The sequence below is a fragment of the uncultured Nonlabens sp. genome (assembly GCF_947495285.1).
In the GTDB taxonomy this organism is placed as follows: Bacteria; Bacteroidota; Bacteroidia; order Flavobacteriales; family Flavobacteriaceae; genus Nonlabens.
Window position 1 is genome coordinate 1 of record NZ_CANLXZ010000040.1, and the last position, 20,989, is coordinate 20,989.

At 34.5% G+C, this 20,989-nt stretch carries 21 protein-coding genes; 10 read left to right on the plus strand and 11 right to left on the minus strand.

All coding sequences use genetic code 11. The features are described 5' to 3' along the window. The first annotated feature begins 615 nt into the window (after positions 1-615). Positions 616-1,233 carry a hypothetical protein gene (locus Q0838_RS13045; RefSeq protein WP_298955961.1) on the plus strand — a complete coding sequence of 206 codons (618 nt, stop codon included), beginning with the start codon at positions 616-618 and terminating at the stop codon, positions 1,231-1,233. Positions 1,234-1,569: 336 nt separating this feature from the next. Here Q0838_RS13045 and rplT read toward each other — a convergent pair whose 3' ends face one another. The 4 genes from rplT to thrS all read right to left on the minus strand — a co-directional run bounded on the left by rplT (position 1,570) and on the right by thrS (position 5,212). Beyond that, a complete protein-coding gene (rplT, locus tag Q0838_RS13050) occupies positions 1,570-1,914 on the minus strand; it encodes a 50S ribosomal protein L20 (RefSeq protein WP_104515361.1) in 345 nt (114 codons plus the stop codon). 106 nt (positions 1,915-2,020) lie between these two features. Next, positions 2,021-2,218, minus strand: coding sequence for a 50S ribosomal protein L35 (rpmI, locus tag Q0838_RS13055; protein WP_104515360.1), 198 nt, complete (start codon positions 2,216-2,218; stop codon positions 2,021-2,023). Positions 2,219-2,697: 479 nt separating this feature from the next. Beyond that, the gene (gene infC / locus Q0838_RS13060) at positions 2,698-3,210 is read right to left on the minus strand and encodes a translation initiation factor IF-3 (protein WP_262497515.1); all 513 of its coding nucleotides are present in this window, start codon (positions 3,208-3,210) and stop codon (positions 2,698-2,700) included. A 55-nt stretch (positions 3,211-3,265) separates the two neighbouring features. Beyond that, a complete protein-coding gene (thrS, locus tag Q0838_RS13065) occupies positions 3,266-5,212 on the minus strand; it encodes a threonine--tRNA ligase (RefSeq protein WP_298955971.1) in 1,947 nt (648 codons plus the stop codon). 596 nt (positions 5,213-5,808) lie between these two features. Here thrS and Q0838_RS13070 point away from each other — a divergent pair. Together Q0838_RS13070 and Q0838_RS13075 are read left to right on the plus strand one after the other, a co-directional pair. Continuing rightward, on the plus strand, positions 5,809-7,092 hold the full coding sequence (locus Q0838_RS13070) for a DEAD/DEAH box helicase (protein WP_298955974.1): 1,284 nt from the start codon (positions 5,809-5,811) through the stop codon (positions 7,090-7,092). 633 nt (positions 7,093-7,725) lie between these two features. Continuing rightward, a complete protein-coding gene (locus tag Q0838_RS13075; RefSeq protein WP_298955977.1) occupies positions 7,726-9,369 on the plus strand; it encodes a SulP family inorganic anion transporter in 1,644 nt (547 codons plus the stop codon). Positions 9,370-9,469: 100 nt separating this feature from the next. Here the strand turns inward: Q0838_RS13075 and Q0838_RS13080 are convergent, their stop codons facing one another. Then, on the minus strand, positions 9,470-9,976 hold the full coding sequence (locus Q0838_RS13080; RefSeq protein ID WP_298955980.1) for a hypothetical protein: 507 nt from the start codon (positions 9,974-9,976) through the stop codon (positions 9,470-9,472). A gap of 130 nt (positions 9,977-10,106) precedes the next feature. Here Q0838_RS13080 and Q0838_RS13085 point away from each other — a divergent pair, with 130 nt between their 5' ends. The 4 genes from Q0838_RS13085 to Q0838_RS13100 all read left to right on the plus strand — a co-directional run bounded on the left by Q0838_RS13085 (position 10,107) and on the right by Q0838_RS13100 (position 13,165). Continuing rightward, positions 10,107-10,262, plus strand: coding sequence for a hypothetical protein (locus Q0838_RS13085; RefSeq protein ID WP_298955983.1), 156 nt, complete (start codon positions 10,107-10,109; stop codon positions 10,260-10,262). A gap of 37 nt (positions 10,263-10,299) precedes the next feature. Next, positions 10,300-11,928: a carboxyl transferase domain-containing protein gene (locus Q0838_RS13090; protein ID WP_298955985.1), complete on the plus strand. Its 1,629-nt coding sequence runs from the start codon at positions 10,300-10,302 to the stop codon at positions 11,926-11,928. Positions 11,929-12,190: 262 nt separating this feature from the next. Then, on the plus strand, positions 12,191-12,355 hold the full coding sequence (locus Q0838_RS13095) for a hypothetical protein (protein WP_298955987.1): 165 nt from the start codon (positions 12,191-12,193) through the stop codon (positions 12,353-12,355). A 9-nt stretch (positions 12,356-12,364) separates the two neighbouring features. Continuing rightward, complete coding sequence (locus Q0838_RS13100; protein WP_298955989.1) at positions 12,365-13,165, plus strand: alpha/beta hydrolase; 801 nt, start codon at positions 12,365-12,367, stop codon at positions 13,163-13,165. Positions 13,166-13,442: 277 nt separating this feature from the next. On the opposite strand, the gene Q0838_RS13105 is transcribed toward Q0838_RS13100, so the two are convergent. Together Q0838_RS13105 and Q0838_RS13110 are read right to left on the minus strand one after the other, a co-directional pair. Next, positions 13,443-13,838, minus strand: coding sequence for a hypothetical protein (locus Q0838_RS13105; RefSeq protein WP_298955993.1), 396 nt, complete (start codon positions 13,836-13,838; stop codon positions 13,443-13,445). 180 nt (positions 13,839-14,018) lie between these two features. Further along, a complete protein-coding gene (locus Q0838_RS13110; protein WP_298955996.1) occupies positions 14,019-14,303 on the minus strand; it encodes a hypothetical protein in 285 nt (94 codons plus the stop codon). 329 nt (positions 14,304-14,632) lie between these two features. Between Q0838_RS13110 and Q0838_RS13115 the strand changes: the two genes are divergently transcribed. Beyond that, complete coding sequence (locus Q0838_RS13115) at positions 14,633-16,618, plus strand: DUF3352 domain-containing protein (protein WP_298955999.1); 1,986 nt, start codon at positions 14,633-14,635, stop codon at positions 16,616-16,618. A 119-nt stretch (positions 16,619-16,737) separates the two neighbouring features. Beyond that, positions 16,738-17,412, plus strand: a complete 675-nt coding sequence (locus Q0838_RS13120; RefSeq protein WP_298956002.1) for a TlpA disulfide reductase family protein — start codon at positions 16,738-16,740, stop codon at positions 17,410-17,412. 16 nt (positions 17,413-17,428) lie between these two features. On the opposite strand, the gene Q0838_RS13125 is transcribed toward Q0838_RS13120, so the two are convergent. The 4 genes from Q0838_RS13125 to Q0838_RS13140 form a co-directional block, all read right to left on the minus strand. Beyond that, the gene (locus Q0838_RS13125; RefSeq protein WP_170034568.1) at positions 17,429-17,593 is read right to left on the minus strand and encodes a hypothetical protein; all 165 of its coding nucleotides are present in this window, start codon (positions 17,591-17,593) and stop codon (positions 17,429-17,431) included. Then, entirely contained in the window at positions 17,581-18,282 is a 702-nt protein-coding gene (locus Q0838_RS13130; RefSeq protein ID WP_298956017.1) for an ABC transporter ATP-binding protein, read from the minus strand. Before Q0838_RS13130 ends, Q0838_RS13125 begins: the two co-directional genes overlap by 13 nt. 56 nt (positions 18,283-18,338) lie before the next feature. Then, positions 18,339-19,043 (minus strand): class I SAM-dependent methyltransferase, encoded by a 705-nt coding sequence (locus Q0838_RS13135; RefSeq protein ID WP_298956020.1) that lies wholly within the window; start codon positions 19,041-19,043, stop codon positions 18,339-18,341. Between the two features lie 113 nt (positions 19,044-19,156). Next, positions 19,157-19,909, minus strand: a complete 753-nt coding sequence (locus Q0838_RS13140) for a thioredoxin family protein (RefSeq protein ID WP_298956023.1) — start codon at positions 19,907-19,909, stop codon at positions 19,157-19,159. A gap of 139 nt (positions 19,910-20,048) precedes the next feature. On the opposite strand from Q0838_RS13140, the gene mazG reads away from it, so the two are divergent. Then, positions 20,049-20,822, plus strand: a complete 774-nt coding sequence (gene mazG / locus Q0838_RS13145) for a nucleoside triphosphate pyrophosphohydrolase (protein ID WP_298956026.1) — start codon at positions 20,049-20,051, stop codon at positions 20,820-20,822. Positions 20,823-20,989 lie beyond the last annotated feature (167 nt).

Below are 20,989 nucleotides of genomic sequence, written 5' to 3' on the forward strand. Positions count from 1 at the left end.
AACTATAAAATCAATCACAGGAAATCATCATTATCTAAAAGCTTTTTATGCGGCATTTAAGAACTAAATTGGTATTAACCCATATATTTACAGTACAGTTGATGCTTTTTTTAAACCACCAGGCTCGCACAATCACGCAGGTTAAGTCCTAGTATAGTGTAATATCTATTCACGTAAGTAAATGACATGGTCCAGTTTATTTTGTTGGGTTGCTTTAGAATCAATCGTTCTCATTTTAATTATTGAATTCTTTATATCACAATTACTAGAATAGTTCTATTTAATCGTATTTATCCAGAGCTCATAACATAGCGGCTATTTGCATAATTCATTAAACTAATAAGATAAGGGCTGTTTGTAATTCCGCTTTCGCGAAAGCGAAACAACCATCCATCTACTTAAATAATTTAAATATTTATACTACTTCATAATTTGGGAAACGCTCTTAGTTTAGCATATTTATAAGTAAATAGGTGGTTTTAACTTCTTTTTTCTTTAATTATGTTAAAAAATGATTCTTTTTTAGAAAACCATTAGGAGCTTCTATGTGCTGACCACTTCTTATGCTTTGTAACTTTGTACTGTAATAAATAACTAATTTAAAAATACAGACAAATGAAAAAGACAATCATTACAACACTAGCCATAGTAGGACTTTTCACTATTACAGGTGTAAATGCACAAGAAACGTATCAACCTGCCGACGGTGTAAACACTGGGGTAACTAAGGATATTAATGGTACTGCAGACGATTTAAAGGATGAAGGTATAGTAGGTGTAAGTGGATGGAGTAGTTTTAATACTTTATCAAATCACGTTTATATGCTAGAAGGTCAAGATTTTACTACCACTCGTGAGATTATTCCATTAATGAGTTCTAATATAATGATTCTAGACGACACGATACCAGAGTGGTTAATGACAGAGGAGATCATGGAAGATGTAAAAGATGTTCAAAAAGATTATGTAGAGTTAATGAAGGGTACAAAAATGTCCAGTCATGAATTTAAAGAAAATCTAGAAGAAGTCATTGAGCAATATGAGGACTTGAGAGAAGAAGTAGGAGAGACCGTAGAAAAGTATAATAATGTGCAGGCAGACGCGATGGAAGAATATATGGAAGAAATCGAGAGTGATAGATCTTATCGTAAAAACATGCGAGATGCCTCAGAAGAATATGAGGAAGAGATAAAAGGCTTAAATAAAATTACAGATCTAGAAATGAAGAAGTAAGAATCACTCCATAATTTATAATTTAAAAACCGGTGTTAAAGCATCGGTTTTTTTATGTCATTGTTTTTCTGTTTTCATTAAACTAGGTTCTATGAAAGGAAGTATCTCATAGGGAAGAGTCTTGTTCTCTAGGGTAGGGAAATAAACGGTAGAATAAGAATTCTTAAAATGATGGATTTGTGGCATCTGTAATCAAGTGTCTATAAATATAAGAAACAGATAAGACCAGGTGCGATGGAGTACATCTATAAACCAGATTTAATAATTTAAGGAATAAAAAAATCCCCATCATTGCTGACGAGGATTTTTATTACGAGAGATGGTTGTTAAACCTAATTATTTTACTTTGTTTACTACTGCTTCAAAAGCTTCTGGGTGATTCATAGCAAGATCTGCAAGAACTTTACGATTTAACTCGATGTTGTTCTTTTTTACAGCTCCCATGAATGCTGAGTAGCTCATTCCGTGCATACGAGCACCAGCGTTAATACGCGTGATCCATAGTCTACGGAAAGTTCTTTTCTTGTTTCTTCTATCGCGGTAAGAATAAGCCATGGCTTTATCTACTGCGTTCTTTGCTACTGTCCATACGTTTTTACGACGTCCGAAGTAACCTTTGGCCTGTTTAAGGACTTTTTTTCTACGTGCTCTACGAGCTACTGCATTTACTGATCTAGGCATAATTTAATTTTTTAACAGTAGGCGATCCATTTCTAGATTCTTTTATGGTGCACTACTATTGGGTTATTGTGTGAATTAATAAACCATCAAGGCTTACAGAAATGTCTTACTTAAGACGTAACTGTAATTTGATATTTGGTTCGTCTGCTTTGTGCACAAGTGTAGAGTGCGTTAAAGCTAACTTACGTTTCTTACTCTTTTTAGTCAGGATGTGACTTTTAAAAGCGTGTTTTCTTTTAATTTTTCCAGAACCAGTAAGCTTAAAACGCTTCTTAGTACTAGATTTTGTTTTCATCTTAGGCATAATTTCCTTTTTTTAATTCTCGTATTCCTTTTTCTTAAACTGCTTTTTATTTCTTAATTCCTATTAAATCAATGAGTTATTAGGAGTAATTAAGACACAAATAGGCGGTTCTCAATTAAGGATTGCAAAAATAGGTTTTTATTTAGAAATGGCATTGTAAAAGATCAATTTATTCCTACTGGTTCATTGAATTTTTTTCTATTTATTTTTCTTGTGTGGCACCCAGTCATTAACAGTTTAAATAAAATATATAGCTGTGATGGAGTAGTGGTGGGTTAATTAGTTATAGGTTTTACTGGTTATTTAAGTAGCTGTTGTACTGTATGTGAATGTATGGTTATTCTATTAATGCTGATAAAAATAAGATTTTAAAATTCCAATTATTAAAACAAGAAAAGACCGTCTCGTTTTAAGAGACAGTCTTTTAAAGATATTCTTTCTACGTTGCTGCTATTTTCAAATAACAGTAAGGAGTCAGATTATTTTTTCTTAGGTGCGATAAACATATTCATACGTTTACCTTCCATTTTAGGCATTTGTTCTACTTTACCTAGTTCTTCAAGATCTTGAGCAAGTCTTAAAAGTAAGATTTCTCCTTGATCTTTATAGATAATAGAACGTCCTTTAAAGAATACATAAGCTTTTAATTTTGCACCTTCTTTAAGGAACTTCTCACCATGTTTTCTTTTAAACTCGTAATCGTGATCATCTGTATTAGGTCCAAAACGGATTTCCTTAATAACCACTTTACTAGCGTTTTGCTTTATTACTTTCTCACGCTTTTTCTGTTCATAGACAAACTTTTTATAGTCCATGATCTTTGCAACTGGTGGGTCAGCATTAGGAGAGATCTCAACTAGGTCAAGTTCTTTTTCTTGTGCTTCCTTAAGTGCGTCACGTGTGTCCATAACACGAGGTTCTCCATCGCCTACTAGGCGTACTTTTCTCGCACGTATTTTTTCATTGATTGCGTGCTTGTCTTCTTTGATAATTCGAGCCGGACCACGGCTTCTGCGTCTACGTATTGCTATGACTATATAATTTTAATTAAACTTCAAATGTTTTTATCGTTTCAGAGATTTCCTTTTGAACTAGTGTTGTAAAATCTGCAACACTCATTGTTCCTAGGTCGTCTCCACCATGTTTTCTTACAGAAATTGTACCATCTTTTTCTTCCTGCTCACCTACGATAAGCATATATGGTAATTTGTTCATTTCGGCCTCACGGATTTTTTTACCCATGGTTTCTGCACGGTTGTCTACTGCTGTGCGAATTTCGTTAATTTCTAGGGAATTTGCCACTTGTTTAGCATAATTTTCATATTTCTCGCTGAGTGACAGAATAGTACACTGCTCTGGCATCAACCACAGTGGGAAATTACCGCCAGTATGCTCTAATAAAATAGCTATAAAACGCTCCATACTACCAAAAGGTGCTCTGTGTATCATAACAGGTCTATGTGACTCGTTATCAGCGCCTTTATAGGATAGGTCAAAGCGTTCAGGTAAATTGTAATCTACTTGTATAGTACCTAATTGCCAGCTTCTACCTAGGGCATCCTTCACCATAAAGTCTAATTTAGGACCGTAAAAGGCAGCTTCACCTTCTTCTATTACATAATTAAGACCTTTATCTTTTGCAGCACTGATGATTGCGTTTTCTGCAATTTCCCAGTTTTTAGTGTCACCTATGTATTTTTCTGGCTTTTTAGGATCGCGTATACTTACTTGTGCTGTAAAGTTTTCAAATCCTAGAGAACCAAATACATAGAGTACTAAGTCTATTACCGCTTTAAATTCTTTGTCCAGTTGCTCTGGCATACAGAATATGTGCGCATCATCTTGAGTAAAACCACGTACACGAGTTAAACCATGTAATTCACCACTTTGCTCATATCTATATACCGTACCGAATTCTGCAAACCGTTTTGGTAAATCTCTATAAGACCATTGTGCACTTTTATAGATCTCACAGTGGTGAGGGCAGTTCATAGGTTTTAATAAAAACTCTTCTCCTTCATTAGGAGTTGTGATAGGCTGGAAAGAATCTGCTCCATATTTTTCATAGTGACCAGAGGTTTCATATAGCTCTTTTGCGCCTATGTGAGGTGTTACCACCATCTCATAACCTGCTTTTTTCTGTGCTTTTTTCAAGAAGTCTTCTAGTCTCTCACGCAGTGCAGCACCTTTAGGTAACCATAATGGCAGCCCTTGACCTACACGCTGTGAAAAGGTAAATAACTGTAATTCTTTACCTAGCTTTCTATGGTCGCGTTTTTTAGCTTCTTCTAGAAGTGCTAGATATTCTTTTAAGTCTTTTTGTTTAGGGAAAGAAGTCCCGTATAAACGTGTCAGTTGCTGGTTGTTCTCATCACCACGCCAGTATGCACCAGCTATACTCATGATTTTTACCGCTTTGATTATTCCTGTATTGGGAATATGTCCACCGCGACATAAATCTGTAAAAGTATCGTGATCACAAAAAGTAATATCTCCATCAGTTAGGTTTTCAATTAACTCTACCTTAAAAGCATTGTCCTGATCCTTGTAGAATTGAATAGCATCTGCTTTAGAAACGCTACGCATAGTAAATTCATGTTTACCGCGAGCTATTTCTAGCATACGAGCTTCTATTTTAGGTATGTCAGATTCTGAGATCGAGTGCTCTTTAAAATCGATATCATAATAAAAACCGTTATCTATCGCAGGTCCTATTGTTAGACTCACCCCAGGGAATAATTCTTCAACAGCTTGTGCCATAATGTGAGAAGTAGAGTGCCAGAAAGCCTCTTTTCCTTCAGGATTACTAAAAGTAAATAAAACCAGGCTACCATCTTCTGTAAGAGGTGTTTTAGTCTCTACCTTAGTGCCATTAAAGCTAGCACTTATTACGTTACGAGCAAGTCCTTGCGATATGCTCATCGCGACGTCCATAGGAGTGGAGCCGCTTTCCATTTCTTTAATACTGCCGTCTGGCAATGTAATGTTAATCATAACTACAAAATATGTGCGGTAAAGGTAAACTCTTTAGAGAAATTTGCAATTATTTAATTCAACAGTTTTTTAAGTAATTTAATTGTTTTTAGTGCTTATGGGTAAGTTTATTATTAAGACGGTTTACATGTTTTTATTTTTCCATTTTTAAATTATGTGACTACATTTTTAGAGAAATGATATGTGTACTTAATATGATTTAGTTTGGCTTGTTACGCTTTCGCGAAAGCGAACAAATTATCCAGCAACTATGCGTTACAATAGCTCTGTTATATGTTATCTAGCGTGTGATAAGAAGAGATTTAAGAACATTATTACTTTAGACTTATTTAAAAATGTCAAGGTCGGATAATTATTATGATGTCAATAATGCTCTCTTTTTAAGATGGAGATGCTCTATGTAAAGACCGTGCGAGTAGGTGATAGAACCTATGGAATTGAGTAATCTGTTTATTGAGATCATTAGATAATATAACCCTTTTATGTCTGTAGTATCCCTACCTATATTATCACTTTTAAATAAAGAATAGTTAAGAAAACATCACTTTGATACGGTAATAGTTGCAATAGCTTACCTTTGCAGTTCAATATATTACATGACATTTAAAGAATTAGGGTTAGTAGAACCCATCTTGCGAGCTTTGCAAGACCAAGGATATGAACGTCCTACACCTATACAAGCACAAGCTATTCCAGTTTTATTAGAAGGAAAAGATTTACTAGGCTGTGCACAGACTGGAACCGGTAAAACTGCTGCGTTTTCCATTCCTATTGTTCAAGATTTATATAATCGTGCGCCACCTAAAGGTAAAAGACGCATTAAAACACTAGTAGTAACCCCTACGAGAGAACTTGCTATACAGATAGGTGAGAACTTTACATCTTATACAAAGTATACTGATATTAAAAACACAGTGATCTTTGGTGGTGTTAAACAAACCTCTCAAGTTTACAAATTACATCAAGGAGTAGACGTTCTAGTTGCTACACCAGGTAGATTACTAGATTTAATAAATCAACGTTATATCTCGTTAGATCATATAGAGCATTTTGTACTAGATGAGGCAGACCAGATGCTGGATATGGGATTTATACACGACATTAAAAAGTTGTTGAAAATTCTACCTGCAAAAAGACAGTCTCTATTTTTTAGTGCAACAATGCCTAGCAGCATAGTAAAACTATCTAATGAAATATTAGGTAACCCTGCTAGGGTAACTATTGCGCCAGAAAAGACTACTGCAGAGAAAGTAGAGCAAAGAATCTATCACGTTAATAAAAAGAACAAGACAAAACTCTTAGTTGATTTATTAGGCGGTGAGTTAAATGATTCTACTCTCGTTTTTTCTAGAACAAAACATGGAGCAAATAAGATAGTTAAAGACCTGGATAAAGCTGGTATTAAAAGTGCTGCTATACACGGGAATAAATCTCAGGCTGCTAGACAAAGAGCTTTAAAACAGTTTAAAGAAGGTGAGCTTACTGCACTTATCGCAACAGATATTGCCGCTCGTGGAATCGATATCGATGAGTTAAGTTATGTGGTGAATTACGATCTACCTAACGTACCAGAATCTTATGTTCATAGAATAGGGAGAACTGGTAGAGCAGGAGCAAGTGGTCTTGCTGTTTCTTTCTGTATGCTAGAAGAGCGTCCTTTTTTAAAGGATATCGAGAAATTAATAAAAACGAGTATTCCTGTAGTGAATGATCACGATTTTGAGTTTAAAATGGAAGATGCTGCAGAGCCTAGTCTGAAAAAACAAGGTGGTGGACGTGGTCGCTCTCAAGGAAGAAGTAATAACAAGCCTAAAAGCGGCGGTGGTACTTCTTCTAGAAGTGGTGGCTCTAGTCGCAATAGCGGTCGCAATCGCAGATAATTATGACTCTAGTTCTTATGTAAAGTAAGGAATAATCAGTACTACACACATAAAAGCCTTTTATCATTTGATAAAAGGCTTTTATGTGTGTATAATTTATGTTATTGTACTAATGAGATGAACTCAGCTCATTTGTGAATTTTAATTTTTCTGATCGATTAATTATAGATTTACGTTTGAAAACTTTTTTTAGAACACTTATTTGCTGGAGTAAACAAGTTATAAGCTACTCCACATCTTTGATATGTAATGAAAAAATATTTGTGTACATATTCCTCTTTCTGCAACTGGCACATTGTAACTGGTAAGATTTGATTTTTAAATATATGGTGTTATGAATTCTATAATTGTTATGTATGTAAAACAAAAACCAGCTGCTCAGGTTTTCTATTAGGATAGTGTAACTCTAATCCAGGTATTAATTAATAGCCGCATAATCATCTTTGAGATCAAAATAATTTGCTTCATTTTTTTAAATATAATGTTAAGAGAATAAATTCATTTTTATAATGGAATAAGTAAATAATAGGAAGGACTGGTTTGTTGAGGTTTCAATTCCGCTTTCGCAAAAGCGCAACACTTATCATTCTCCTTAAAAAGATGTACTTTTGCACGCTTAAAAAATCAAGCATTATGCGCAAGATATTCAATAATTTTACTAGCAACCCTAAGGATGATGTTCTCTCTGGAATAACCGTTTCTCTAGCGATGATTCCAGAAGTGGTAGCATTTGCTTTTGTTATAGGTATAGATCCTTTAGTGGCTCTTTCTGGTGCTTTTATGATCGGTTTAATTACGGCATTATTCGGTGGTCGTCCTGGTTTAATTTCTGGAGCAGCAGGCGCGGTAGCAGTAATTTTTGCAGATTTAATTATAGAAGGTCACGACAAAGGCCTTGCCATGGATGTACCAGTAGATAACATGCAATACATCTATCTATTTGCAGCGGTAATCTTAATGGGAATTATACAGGTGCTAGCTGGTGTGTTTAAAGTAGGTAAATTTGTTAGATTGATACCACATCCTGTTATGATGGGCTTTGTAAACGGTCTGGCTATAGTGATTTTTTGGGCACAAGTAAAAATGTTTAGAAACAGAAGCGCGGTAGTAGATGAAAATGGTGTCACAGAATATATAGCTACTTATATGCAAGGATCGCAATTATATACTATGATTGCACTGGTAGCTCTTACTATGGCTATCGTATTCTTTTTACCTAAATTAACTAAGAAAATACCAGCAGCCCTTACAGCTATTATCGTGGTGACTGCAATAGTTATACTAGGAGATATGGAAGGCGTGAGTACCGTAGGCTCTTACATAAGAGATGGTGGTGGTACAGGTCTTAAAGGAGAACTACCTACTTTTAATACAGAGTTGTGGGAGAAGTTACCTATAAATCTAGAGACCTTTAAATTTATACTTCCTTATGCATTTCTAGCGGCCGCGGTAGGATTGATAGAATCTTTAATGACTATGAATCTGGTGGACGAACTTACAGAAACGCGTGGTAGTGGTAATAGAGAGTCTGTGGCGCAAGGAGCAGGTAATATAATCAGTGGTCTATTCGGTGGTACTGGTGGTTGTGGAATGATAGGACAGACAGTAATTAACATTAATGCTGGTGGACGAGGTCGTTTATCTGGTGTTATGATGTCTTTAACCTTATTAGTTTTCTTACTTTTTACAGATGAATATATAGAACAAGTACCTATTGCAGCATTAGTAGGTGTCATGTTCATGATGGTTATTGAGACATTTGCCTGGTCTAGTTTTAGAATTTTAAGAAAAATCCCAATGTCAGACGCTCTTGTACTCATAACTGTGTCTGTTGTGACGGTTGTATTTGACCTGGCCATCGCGGTATTTGTAGGTGTAATTATCTCTGCTCTGGTATTTGCATGGGAAAGTGCAAAACGCATAAGAGCTCGTAAAAGCCTTAAAGAAGATGGAACTAAAGTCTATGAAATTTGGGGCCCTTTATTCTTTGGTTCTGTAACAGACTTTAATATGAAATTTGACCCTAAGAATGATCCTGATAAAATAGAAATAGACTTTATAGAAGCTCGCGTACAGGATCATTCTGGTATCGAGGCATTGAGAGGTGTTACAAATAAATATCTAGATCTAGGTAAAGAAATTAAATTAACGCATTTAAGCCCTGAGTGTAAGGAATTATTAATGCGCAATAATCCAGAGTTTGATACCATTATAGAAAGTAGTATTGAAGACCCACGTTACCACATAGCAACAGACTTAATGGATGCTGAGGTGTAAAAACAACTTCTTTTTAAAAAGAAAAAATAAAACCTCTATAAAGTAGTTTTTTACTTTATAGAGGTTTTATTTTATAGGGATAAGATGGTATTATATTATATTATGCTTTATGTGTTTTAAAAGTCTTTTTTTTGAGCACCTCTTTTTTGTTTGCTTTTTCATTACTACCAGGGAAAACTAAAGGTGTACTGCTGTAAGTAGTGCCAAAATTCACATGAGCCAGATAGACTTGTTTCACAGCATCTGCTACTTGTTTTTCAGTTAGTTCTTTTAATGGATGTATAAAAACAGACCACAATAAATTTTCTGAAATAGCATATTTAACGTCTAGTGCGGTATGAAAATTTGCTACTAGAGCGTTAGTTTTCATCTCTTCATTGAGCTTAGAATATGCTATAATAGGAGAAATAATACGCATTCTATTATGGTTCACATCAGTAACACAAATAATAGGAATATCATTTATTATAAACTGCCACCTACCATTATTTCCTTGGATAGTGTCACTGACAGTTTTAAAAATAGTATCCAGTCTACTATTACTCATGTTCTGTGAGAAAGATAAATTTGTAATCAATAACGCTGCTAATAAGAAGGTGTGTCTCATATTTAAAAAATTAGATCAATGAGTCTTGTCCATCAACTCATACCAGCAAGTATATATAAATGGTCTCACAAAAATATTTCAAATTATTAATTTTAATCTTTTTACAAAATTATTATACGTCTAGCTGTTAATGTTCTTTCATCACTTCAGTAATTCTGTATATCTTCATTTTCCTGTCGTAGTAAATTTATTCCATCACTTAACGAGTATAGATATATCATTGTTAGAGATTATTATTATTATGGATCTCGCTTTCGCGAAAGCGGAATATTTACCATCGTTATAGTAACAAAATCCTTATTTTTGAGCAAAGACTTATTTACATGGATTTAGACTTCAATAAAAACGAAGATCATAATAAAATGCTACTTTCTGACTTGAGAAGAAAGTTTGCTCAAGTAGCCCTAGGTGGTGGTAAAAAGCGCATTGAAAAGCTACATGCTAAGGGTAAGATGACCGCTCGTGAGCGTATCGATTACTTACTTGATAATGCAGATGATGCTATAGAGATAGGCGCTTTTGCAGGAGATGGTATGTATGAGGAGCATGGCGGCTGCCCTAGTGGTGGTGTGGTAGTAAAGATAGGATACGTTCAAGGTAGGCAGGTTATAGTGGTAGCAAATGATGCAACGGTAAAAGCTGGAGCATGGTTTCCTATAACTGGAAAGAAAAACTTGCGTGCTCAAGAAATATCTATAGAGAACAGATTACCTATCATTTATCTAGTGGACAGTGCAGGTGTTTATCTACCTATGCAGGATGAGATTTTTCCTGATAAGGAACACTTCGGTCGCATATTTAGAAACAATGCGGTGATGAGTAGTATGGGAATCACGCAAATAGCTGCCGTAATGGGTAGTTGTGTTGCAGGTGGTGCTTATCTACCTATTATGAGTGACGAGGCGCTTATAGTGGATAAAACAGGTAGTATTTTTCTAGCAGGTTCTTATCTAGTAAAAGCTGCAATAGGAGAATCTATAGATAATGAAACACTAGGTGGAGCAACGACGCATTGCGAGATTAGTGGTGTGACTGATTATAAGGCAAAAGATGACAAAGATGCTTTAAATAAAATCAAGAAAATATTTGATAAAATAGGCGATAGTGATAAAGCTGGTTTTAATAGAGTAGAAGCAAAGAAGCCAGAATTAGATCCAGAAGGTCTATTCGGCGCGTTACCTAGAGAACGTAATGCTCAATATGACATGATGGAGCTTATTAATCGTATGGTAGATGCAAATTCTTTTGAGGCCTACAAAGACGGTTATGGGCAGACACTAATCACAGGTTATGCTCGTATGGATGGTTGGGCTGTAGGTATAGTCGCTAACCAGCGCAAGATTGTAAAAACTAAGAAAGGCGAGATGCAGTTCGGTGGTGTGATTTATAGCGATAGTGCTGACAAGGCGACTCGTTTTATTGCTAACTGTAATCAAAAGAAAATACCTCTCGTATTCCTTCAAGATGTTACTGGTTTTATGGTAGGATCTAAATCTGAACACGGTGGAATTATAAAAGATGGTGCAAAAATGGTGAATGCTGTTTCTAACAGTGTAGTGCCTAAATTTACGGTGGTTATAGGGAATAGTTATGGTGCAGGTAATTATGCTATGTGTGGTAAAGCTTATGATCCAAGATTAATTTTTGCATGGCCTACTGCAGAGCTTGCTGTAATGTCAGGTAATAGTGCTGCAAAGGTATTGATGCAAATAGAAAAAGCATCTCTAGAAAAATCTGGTAAAAAACTGACTGATGAAGAAGAGAAAGCGCTGTTTGCCAAAACTAAAGATCGTTATGATAAACAAGTGTCTCCATATTACGCGGCGTCTAGAATATGGACCGATGCCATAATAGATCCACGTGATACAAGAAAATGGATCTCTATGGGAATAGAAGCTGCAAATCATGCACCTATTACAAAGGATTTTAATCTAGGAGTGATACAGACGTAATATTAACCTTTTTAATAAGTAACAGATGTCTGCCTGAACTTATGAAACATGATCTGGTGAATTGATATTCAGGTCCGTTGCTGTAAGTTCAGGAGGACATTTTTTATTGTCTTTTTTTTAAAGAGGATTTTTTACCAGTATTACATAAAACATTTTTTAAATATAGAACACCTAGAACATTGAGAGCTTTCAGTTCTTTATTTATAAAGGTAATGCCTATTTTTTATGGACCTTACTTTGCTTAAAAAGTATAAGAAATATCTTGGGACTGGAATTTGTGATTTCTATCTTATTAACGATTATTTTAGTAAGTTTAGAAAATATTCAAGAACACCTAGAAAATCCTTTTGATCAAATAGGAGAAGACGACATTAATTTTAACGTAGAGAAATTTGTCGAGCGATTAAATCATAAATCAAATTATTAAACATAAAATATGTTTTTAAAGAAAATTTTTAAAGGTATTGCTATTACTGCTGTTGCATGCTACGTTTTACTATGCGGCCTGCTTTACTTTTATCAAGAAACCCTACTGTTTTTTCCTGAAAAGCTGGAACGAGATTATCAGTTTCAATTTAAGCATGATTTTGAAGAAAGAGATATCATTACAGATTCTGGGAATTCCATTAACACTCTTTTGTTTAAACAAGAAAACTCAAAAGGAGTCATCTTTTACTTACATGGAAATGGAGGTAGTTTAAAATCGGTAGGGAATGTGTCCGAGCATTTTTTACCATTAGGCTATGATGTATTTATGATCGATTATCCTGGTTATGGTAAAAGTTCTTCAGTTATTGAAAATGAGCAGGTGCTTTATGAAGACGTACAAGATGTTTATGAGGACCTCAAAACTTCTTATTCTGAGAATAAAATAATTATTTTAGGCTACTCCATGGGAACAGGAATAGCAGCACACCTAGCATCTAATAATAGTCCTGATAAGCTCGTTTTACATGCTCCATTTTATAATATGACAGACATGATGAACCGCAATTATCCTTTTGTGCCTACTTTTATTCTAAGGTATGAGCTGGCAACTAATAGGTATCTCAAAGAATGTGATTTTCCAGTGTATTTATTTCATGGAGTTGAAGACCAGATTATCCCTTTAGAATCATCAGAGATGTTGAGCAGTGAGTTACATCTACCTTTGTATAAGTTATCAGATCAGGGACATAATGATATGGCAGGAAACAAGGAAGCGTTAAAGCAGTTAAAGCAACTATTAAATGATTAACTGCATACCTTTTATAAGACCCAATATGGTAATGTGAATTTCTCCATTCTATAGGAATCAATAATCATTCTTATTGTGACTTTCTAATGTATCAAGACCACAACACCAGCCATAAAGTTTCTGTTTTTATTTCAAATCATATCCCAATCTAATGCCTAGAAACAGATAATCGGGAAAAACCTGTGCCTCTTCTACTTGTACTCCAAATTACGAATGATCAATTGTGTAATTAGTAGTAGTTTTTATACCTATAGAATACTTTTTATAAAAAGTATAATCAAAAAAATCCAGCATTAAAATGAAATAGGTCGTAATTATTATGGTACACTACATTTTCATAAAAGTTTACACCGTATGTCAGTATGTTATAATTGACCATCGTGATACTGAATTTTAGTGAGTTAGAAAAGAGGTGTCCTCCAGCTCCATAAAGCCCAAATTTAAAACGTTTATTGTTTAAAAAATGGAATGTAAAGTTACCTTGCAGGCTATACGTATTTGCTTCTTGGAAATTTGTAAATAGTACATCAAACCTGTTTGCTTCTATAAATCTTGGGTTTGCACCGCTACGCTCATTTAGATCATCGGGAAAGGTATTATATCTACCATAATCAAAGTTAAAACCTAGAGATATTCTTTTATGAAATTGTTTTTCATAACGTACTCCTATCATACTACCTTAAAAGAATTTCTCTCCAGCATCACCTATTACGGTTTTACCTAATTTTAAGAAGAATGTTTACTTTTTAAGGGTTATAGATGGATGGACCAGCAGTTAGATTAAGCCCTAAAAAGGCCAAAGTTATGTAAAGATATAGGCTACCACCTTTTAGGTAGTCACCTAGTACTGGATTTAATCATTAGGAGTCAGGTCTGTGAATGAAAATTTTAAATAAAAATCGATAATACCTATTCTTTTAAAATGGTTACTGACATCATTGTCGATTATTAGTGGTCTTCTAGTGAATAGGTCTGTTCCAGTAGCAGTAATGTGAGAAAAAATAAATTTCCTAGATAATTCTACATGCGGCCTAAATTTAGAATAGTCCTCTTTTAGACTTTCTTCATTACTACAAGAAGAGATCAGTAGAACGCTGCAAATCGCAAATAAGCAATTTAAAACTGTTGATTTTCTCAACTTTTGTAGTTTTATTTTTTGAAAGATTAGATCGATATAATGTATAGACCTAATAAAAGTAGTTATTGTGATTTTAATCATCAAAATTATTTGTTTGCCAGTTATTATAGTTAAAAATATTATTTAACATGTTTGATTTGAGATTCTTAACAGACGCTTGTTAAAGACCATGAAGAGAGATGGGTTGCAAGAAAATGGTTGGGAATAAAAATTCCGTAGGATATCTATGATTTTTTAATCTTAAAGATTTTACAAATCATATTTTTTAATAAGGGTTCTTATAGCTATATTTCAGGTGTTTAAGACTTATTTAATTGTACGGATACATCATGATTAGAAAAAAATACATCTATCTCGCCTTATCTATTTTATTGGGTTTTCTCATCTATCAAACCATTTCCTTTTTTGCACTAGAAGAAGATAAAATTAATGCGGTATACCTAGTTCCTAGAGATGCGGTGTTTTTTATGGAAATGGATGAGCCGTTGCGCAATATGAATACTCTAGCCCAAAGTGAGATATGGGATCACCTGCAAACTAATGATGACATTCATAAAATGAGTGCCAAATTAAATGCGGTGGACTCTCTTTTTCAATCAGAGACAGATCTTTTTGAAATGATAGGAGATCGTGACGTTATAATGAGTGCGCACATGATTAAGCGTGACGATTATGCTTTTCTATACATCGTAGATATGCAAAAACTATCCCAACTCAATTTACTTAAAAATAATATTAACCAGTTGCTTAGTAGTAATTTTACGGTTACAAAGCGTCTTCATAAAGACATAGAAATTACTGAGGTAACAGATAAAACGACTTACGAGACTCTGTCTATTGCGTTTGTAAAAAACCAGATGGTCGCCAGTTATACGCACTCACTGGTAGAAAAAAGTATAGAAGAGTTTGCCGCTCCAGAAATAGGTCGTGACCTTCAGTTTCTAGAAATTCAACGAGAAGTGAGACAAAACGATTTATTCCGTTTTTACTTAAATCATAAATACCTCAGCGATTATTATAAAGCTTTTTCTAATGAAGAAAGCCCATTTATTAAACTACTAGAAGATCATTTTAATTTTTCTGGTTTTCAAATAGATGTAGATGACGACCGTTTATTACTAGCACAAGGATATACTAACGGAGACCCAACGGCACAGAGTCTTATAAAAGCACTTCATGAGTCTGGTACTGGTTCTATAGACGCCATTACGGTTTTACCTCAAGAAACTGCTTTATACTTAAGTTTTGGATTTGATAATTTTTCTACCCTACATCATAATTTTTATAGTTTACTAGGCGAGCAGCAGCCAGAAATGGTAGCAGATTATGAAGCTGGTAGAAAAAAAATAGAAGGGTTGCTAGATATAGACTTGCAGCATGATTTTTATGACTGGATGGATGATGAGCTCGCTTTCGCGAAAGCGGATGCCCCAAACCTATCTGAAAAAGAAGGACTAGCACTAGCGATAAAAGCAAATGATACCGACGATGCTAGAGAAAGATTAAAATTTATTGAACAACAAATAAGAAAAAAAACGCCTGTAAAATTTAAAGAGGTAGATTATCGAGGCTATAAAATCAACTACTTAGAAATTAAAAGCTTTTTTAAATTGATCATAGGCTCGCTGTTTGAAAACATAGAAAAACCTTACTATACGATCATAGATGAATATGTGATTTTTAGCAACTCACCTAAAACATTAAAATTATTTATAGACGGTTATGAGGAGAAAACGTCCTTAATCGGTAATGAATATTACCGTAATTTTATAGACGAGTTCAGTTCTGAAAGTAATGTGTTTTTATATATAGATACTAATAAATTGAGTAATGCATCTGGTAAATATCTCAATCAAAATTCTCGCAAAGAACTAAAAAAAAATGAGGTGTTTTACTCTCAGTTTACACAATTAGGATTAGAATTAAAGGCAAGAGAAAACTTCTTTGAATCAAAAGCTGTAATTCATTATGACCGCGATTATGATCATGAAGCCATACAACTAGAAGAACGTAATAAAAACGAGCCACTAGATCTAGTGACTATTAAAAAAGAAGAAATAAGTAAAGAAACTATCTTTGATATTGCACCTATTTTTCCTGACGATTTTACTGCAAATTTTTACGAACAAAGATTTAACAACGGTAAGCTTAAAATGAAGGTTTATTTAAAAGACGGTATACCAGATGGTCGTTATAAAGAATATTATTTTGATGGACAGTTAAAGATTTCTGGACGTTATGATGAGGGGAAACAAGACGGTACCTGGAAAGCTTATTTAAGAAATGGAAAGAGATTTCATAAAGAAAAATTCTAATTCTATATAATTTGGCAAGAAATATGATTCTATTATGACCATCCCAGCTCAAAAAAACGTCAGGAATTTTCTGGTAGTGACACGATATTTTATTAAGCCCATTTTATTACATTTATCCTATGAAAAAACTTCTTATTCTTTTCACCTTTTTTTTAAGTTGGACAGCTGTTTCTCAAGAAGAAATATTTTATCTCTTACCTAACGGTGAGATTATGAACGAGGCTAGTTTTGATAAATTCAAAGCAAGTTTAAAAGACATGGGAGATGTCAGAGCAGATTTTATCTCTACCATACGTCGCAATGACTCTGTAATAAAACGTACTAAGTTAATTATTACCGCCCAGTCAGACAGAAAGTCCTTTGATCCATTTGCCATTCATAGAGAGAAAATAGGAGAGAGGTTTGTACTAGAAGACTTTAAAAAAGTAGATGGTTCTGTGCTTACTCTTAATGATCTAGGCGGTAAATCTACGGTAATTAATTTCTGGTTTACGAGTTGTGCACCTTGCATAAGTGAGATGCCTAAATTAAATAGCCTCAATAAACAAATGAGAGGTGATGTTAATTTTATCGCGATTACCTTTAATGAGAAATCTAAAGTAGATAAGTTTTTAAAAACGACCACCTTCAACTTTGACCATATTACAGATGCTCGCAAACAAATTGATTCTTTAAAAATACAAGCGTTTCCTATGACTATTTTATTAGACAAAAATGGCTTTATAAAAAATGTTTATGGAGATCTAACCTATCAAATGAATGATTTAATATCAGATTTAAGAAAAGTAATGTAATAGAGCACATGGGATTTTATTCTCGATCTTTTCTTTTTTCATTTAAACGTTGCTTAAAATTGCGACGTTTTCGGTCTTTAATACTGCCTTGTTTACTTTTATTCCAAAACATAAATATGACAAATGCCAGTAAAACGGCACCTATATAAATCCAGTCTTTATTCTCGCTTAAGATTTCCATGGTCTATTTCTTGTATCACTTTCTATAACGCCATCGCGTAGTCTTATCACGCGATGTGCATGCTCTGCTATATCTTCTTCATGGGTTACTAATATGACCGTATTCCCGTCTGCATGTATTGTATCAAAAAGAGCCATTATTTCTACTCCAGTTTTAGAATCTAGATTTCCTGTAGGCTCATCTGCCAGTATGATAGAAGGATTATTAACCAGCGCTCTTCCTACGGCTACACGCTGTCGCTGTCCACCAGATAGTTGATTAGGCTGGTGATCCATGCGGTCTTCTAGACCTACGCTAGTAAGTACCTCTGTAGCTCTTGCAACACGATCCTTTTTTGATTTACCTGCATAAATCATAGGTAAAGCGACGTTATCTAGTGCAGTAGTTCTAGGCAATAGATTAAATGTCTGGAAAACAAAACCTATCTCGGTGTTTCTTATGTCTGCTAGCTGGTCATCTGTAAGCATAGATACATCTGTACCATTAAGCTTATAACTACCTGCAGTAGGTGTGTCCAGACAGCCTAATAAATTCATTAAAGTAGATTTACCAGATCCAGAAGGTCCCATAAAAGCGATGTAATCTCCTTTTTTGATATCTAGATCGATTCCTTTAAGTACATGAACTACTTCCTGACCTAATTTAAAATCACGTATGATGTTCTTTATTTCGATTACATTTTCACTCATGGAACTAAGGTATGAATTATAGGTTGTACGAGTATGACGCAGCAATTGTTTTTTAGTTACAATTTTATATAAAAACGTTCGGGCAATTGTTCTTTTCTGAAAAATATCAGTCCTACATCAAAGCAATCTACGCTAGCGGTTACCTTAGAATGTGCGCATATTTTATTCCACGCAGCGGTCATGTCTGTAGACCAGTAAATATCATCAAAAATCACTACACTGTCATTATGGACCTTGTCTAGTATAGTTTCAAAATAATTTAAAGTAGCAGTGCCATCATGATGGCCATCTATATAAATAAGATCATAAGTAGCTCCATTAAAATCATACTCATTAAAAAAATCTTTAAAAGTAGAACCGATACAGTTGACATTTTTTATGCCATTATTAAGTAAAGTAGCTGCAGTATATTCAAGAACCTCTGGACTACCTTCTACAGTGGTAATCATAGCATCTGGTCTTGCTATAGCCATAGCATGAGTGGCTATACCTAGTGATGTGCCTAATTCTAGAGCCGTATTTACTTTAAAATAATTGCAAATGCGATAGAGCATTTGCGCATCTTTTTGAGTACTGCAATTGTGTCTTAAAATGTCTTTTACCTTGCGGTGGTTAGTTTTAAAAATCCTGCTGCCCGCACCATGATCTTCTATATGAAGAGTTTTGTCAGACGCGTTAACGCTATTGCGATATTGAGATAGTTTTAAATAATCTGTATAGGTAGTAGAATCTTTAAGGCATTTTTTCTCTAGTTGAAACACAAATGGTGAGTGTATACCATGTAAATGAAACGACTTGAGAAGATGCGCGATGTATGAAAATATAAAATGAAACAAAGCTTAGTATTTAAAGAAACAAAGATGCTCTAAAAATACTATTCGGCCTCTATTTTTTCAATTAACTGCTCCATAATAGTAGTAGACTCGTTATTACGATTGGCTAGTTTTTTTGCTCTTTTTGCGGTTCTTAACGCTTTTTTATTTTCTCCTATTTTATGCAGTAAATGAGCCTTGGTCTCTAGGTTTGATACGTTTTCTTCTAGTTCTATAGATCTGTTTATTAAAACTATAGCGCAGTTTAAATCTTGATTTTCATTAAGATTTTCATATATTTTTTTACCCAACTTATTCAGTTGTTGTGTGCTGTGCCATAATTGCTCTAGATTTTTCTTATTCAGATTTTTATGAGCACCTTCTACTATTTCATATTTAGACGGTTTTCCTTTATAAGGCAATAGATCTCCTTTTACAATCATGCGGTCGTGTCTTTCTATCATTTTTACCATGTCATCGCGGCGCATGACACTACCACTTTGTCCCAGCTTGCGACCATTTTTAATAAAAAAATAAGTAGGTATGCTGTGAACTCTTAGAATATCATCGGTTATGTTATAATCGGTATTCATTTTATAAACAGTCACGTTAAGAGACTCATCATTTGCTATGGATTTAATAACCGGTTTCATATACCGACACGGGCCGCACCAGGGCGCAGTAAAATAGAGTACTTTGATCTGGTCGTCGTTTGCCATTACTGTTTCTTCCATATTTTCATCGGTGACGTATTGTTGTGCTATGGATAGATTAGAAAATAAAAGTGAAAAAGTAATTATAAATAGAATTCTCATTGTGTCGATTTTATAGTATAAGTAACTAATTTTATGCCAGTATTGTTGTTGGATAAAAGTTCCGCTTTCGCGAAAGCGAGATAAAAATAATCTAACAAACTCATAAAAGGCTCTCAATCGCTCAAAAATATAGACTAAAATGAACAACAGAAAGGATCAACTCAAAGCCATAGATAGATTACTAACCATTATGGATGAGTTGCGAGAGCAGTGTCCATGGGATAAAAAGCAAACGCTAGAGTCCTTGAGACACCTGACTATAGAGGAAACCTATGAGCTGGGCGATGCAATTCTAGATAAGGATATGGAAGAGATTCCTAAAGAATTGGGTGATTTATTACTGCATATAGTGTTTTATGCAAAAATAGGATCTGAGACTAACGATTTTGATATCGCTAGTGTGGCAAACGGTATTTGTGATAAATTGATTTCTAGACATCCGCATATTTATGGCGATGTAGTCGTAAAAGATGAAGAAGAGGTAAAGGCAAACTGGGAAGCCCTGAAGTTAAAAGAAGGGAAATCTAGTGTGTTAGAAGGTGTGCCTAAATCACTGCCAGCACTGGTAAAGAGCCAGCGCATACAGGATAAAGTAGCTGGAGTAGGTTTTGATTGGGAACGACCAGAACAGGTGAAAGAAAAACTAGAAGAAGAACTAGCAGAACTGCAGGTAGAAATAGACGCAGGAGATAAGGATAAGATCGAGGCCGAATTTGGCGACGTGCTTTTCTCACTAGTTAATTATGGTAAGCACTTAGGAGTAAATCCAGAAGATGCACTAGAGCGTACCAACAAGAAATTTATAAAACGTTTTCAATACCTAGAGTCCAGAGCTAAAGAACTGGGCAAGGAACTGAGAGATATGACCCTAGCAGAAATGGATGTATATTGGGAAGAGGCTAAGAGGTTGTAGTAACTCAACGTTAATCATGGAAATTAAATTTGATTGAGTCAGAATAGGACAGAAAAGAAAAAACCAATTGCAGAAAAAAATTATTAAATTAATAGAGGTAGTCACTTAATTACTTACTAATTCTGATTGATTCATCCTGTCATGTTTCACCATCTTTATCATTAGAT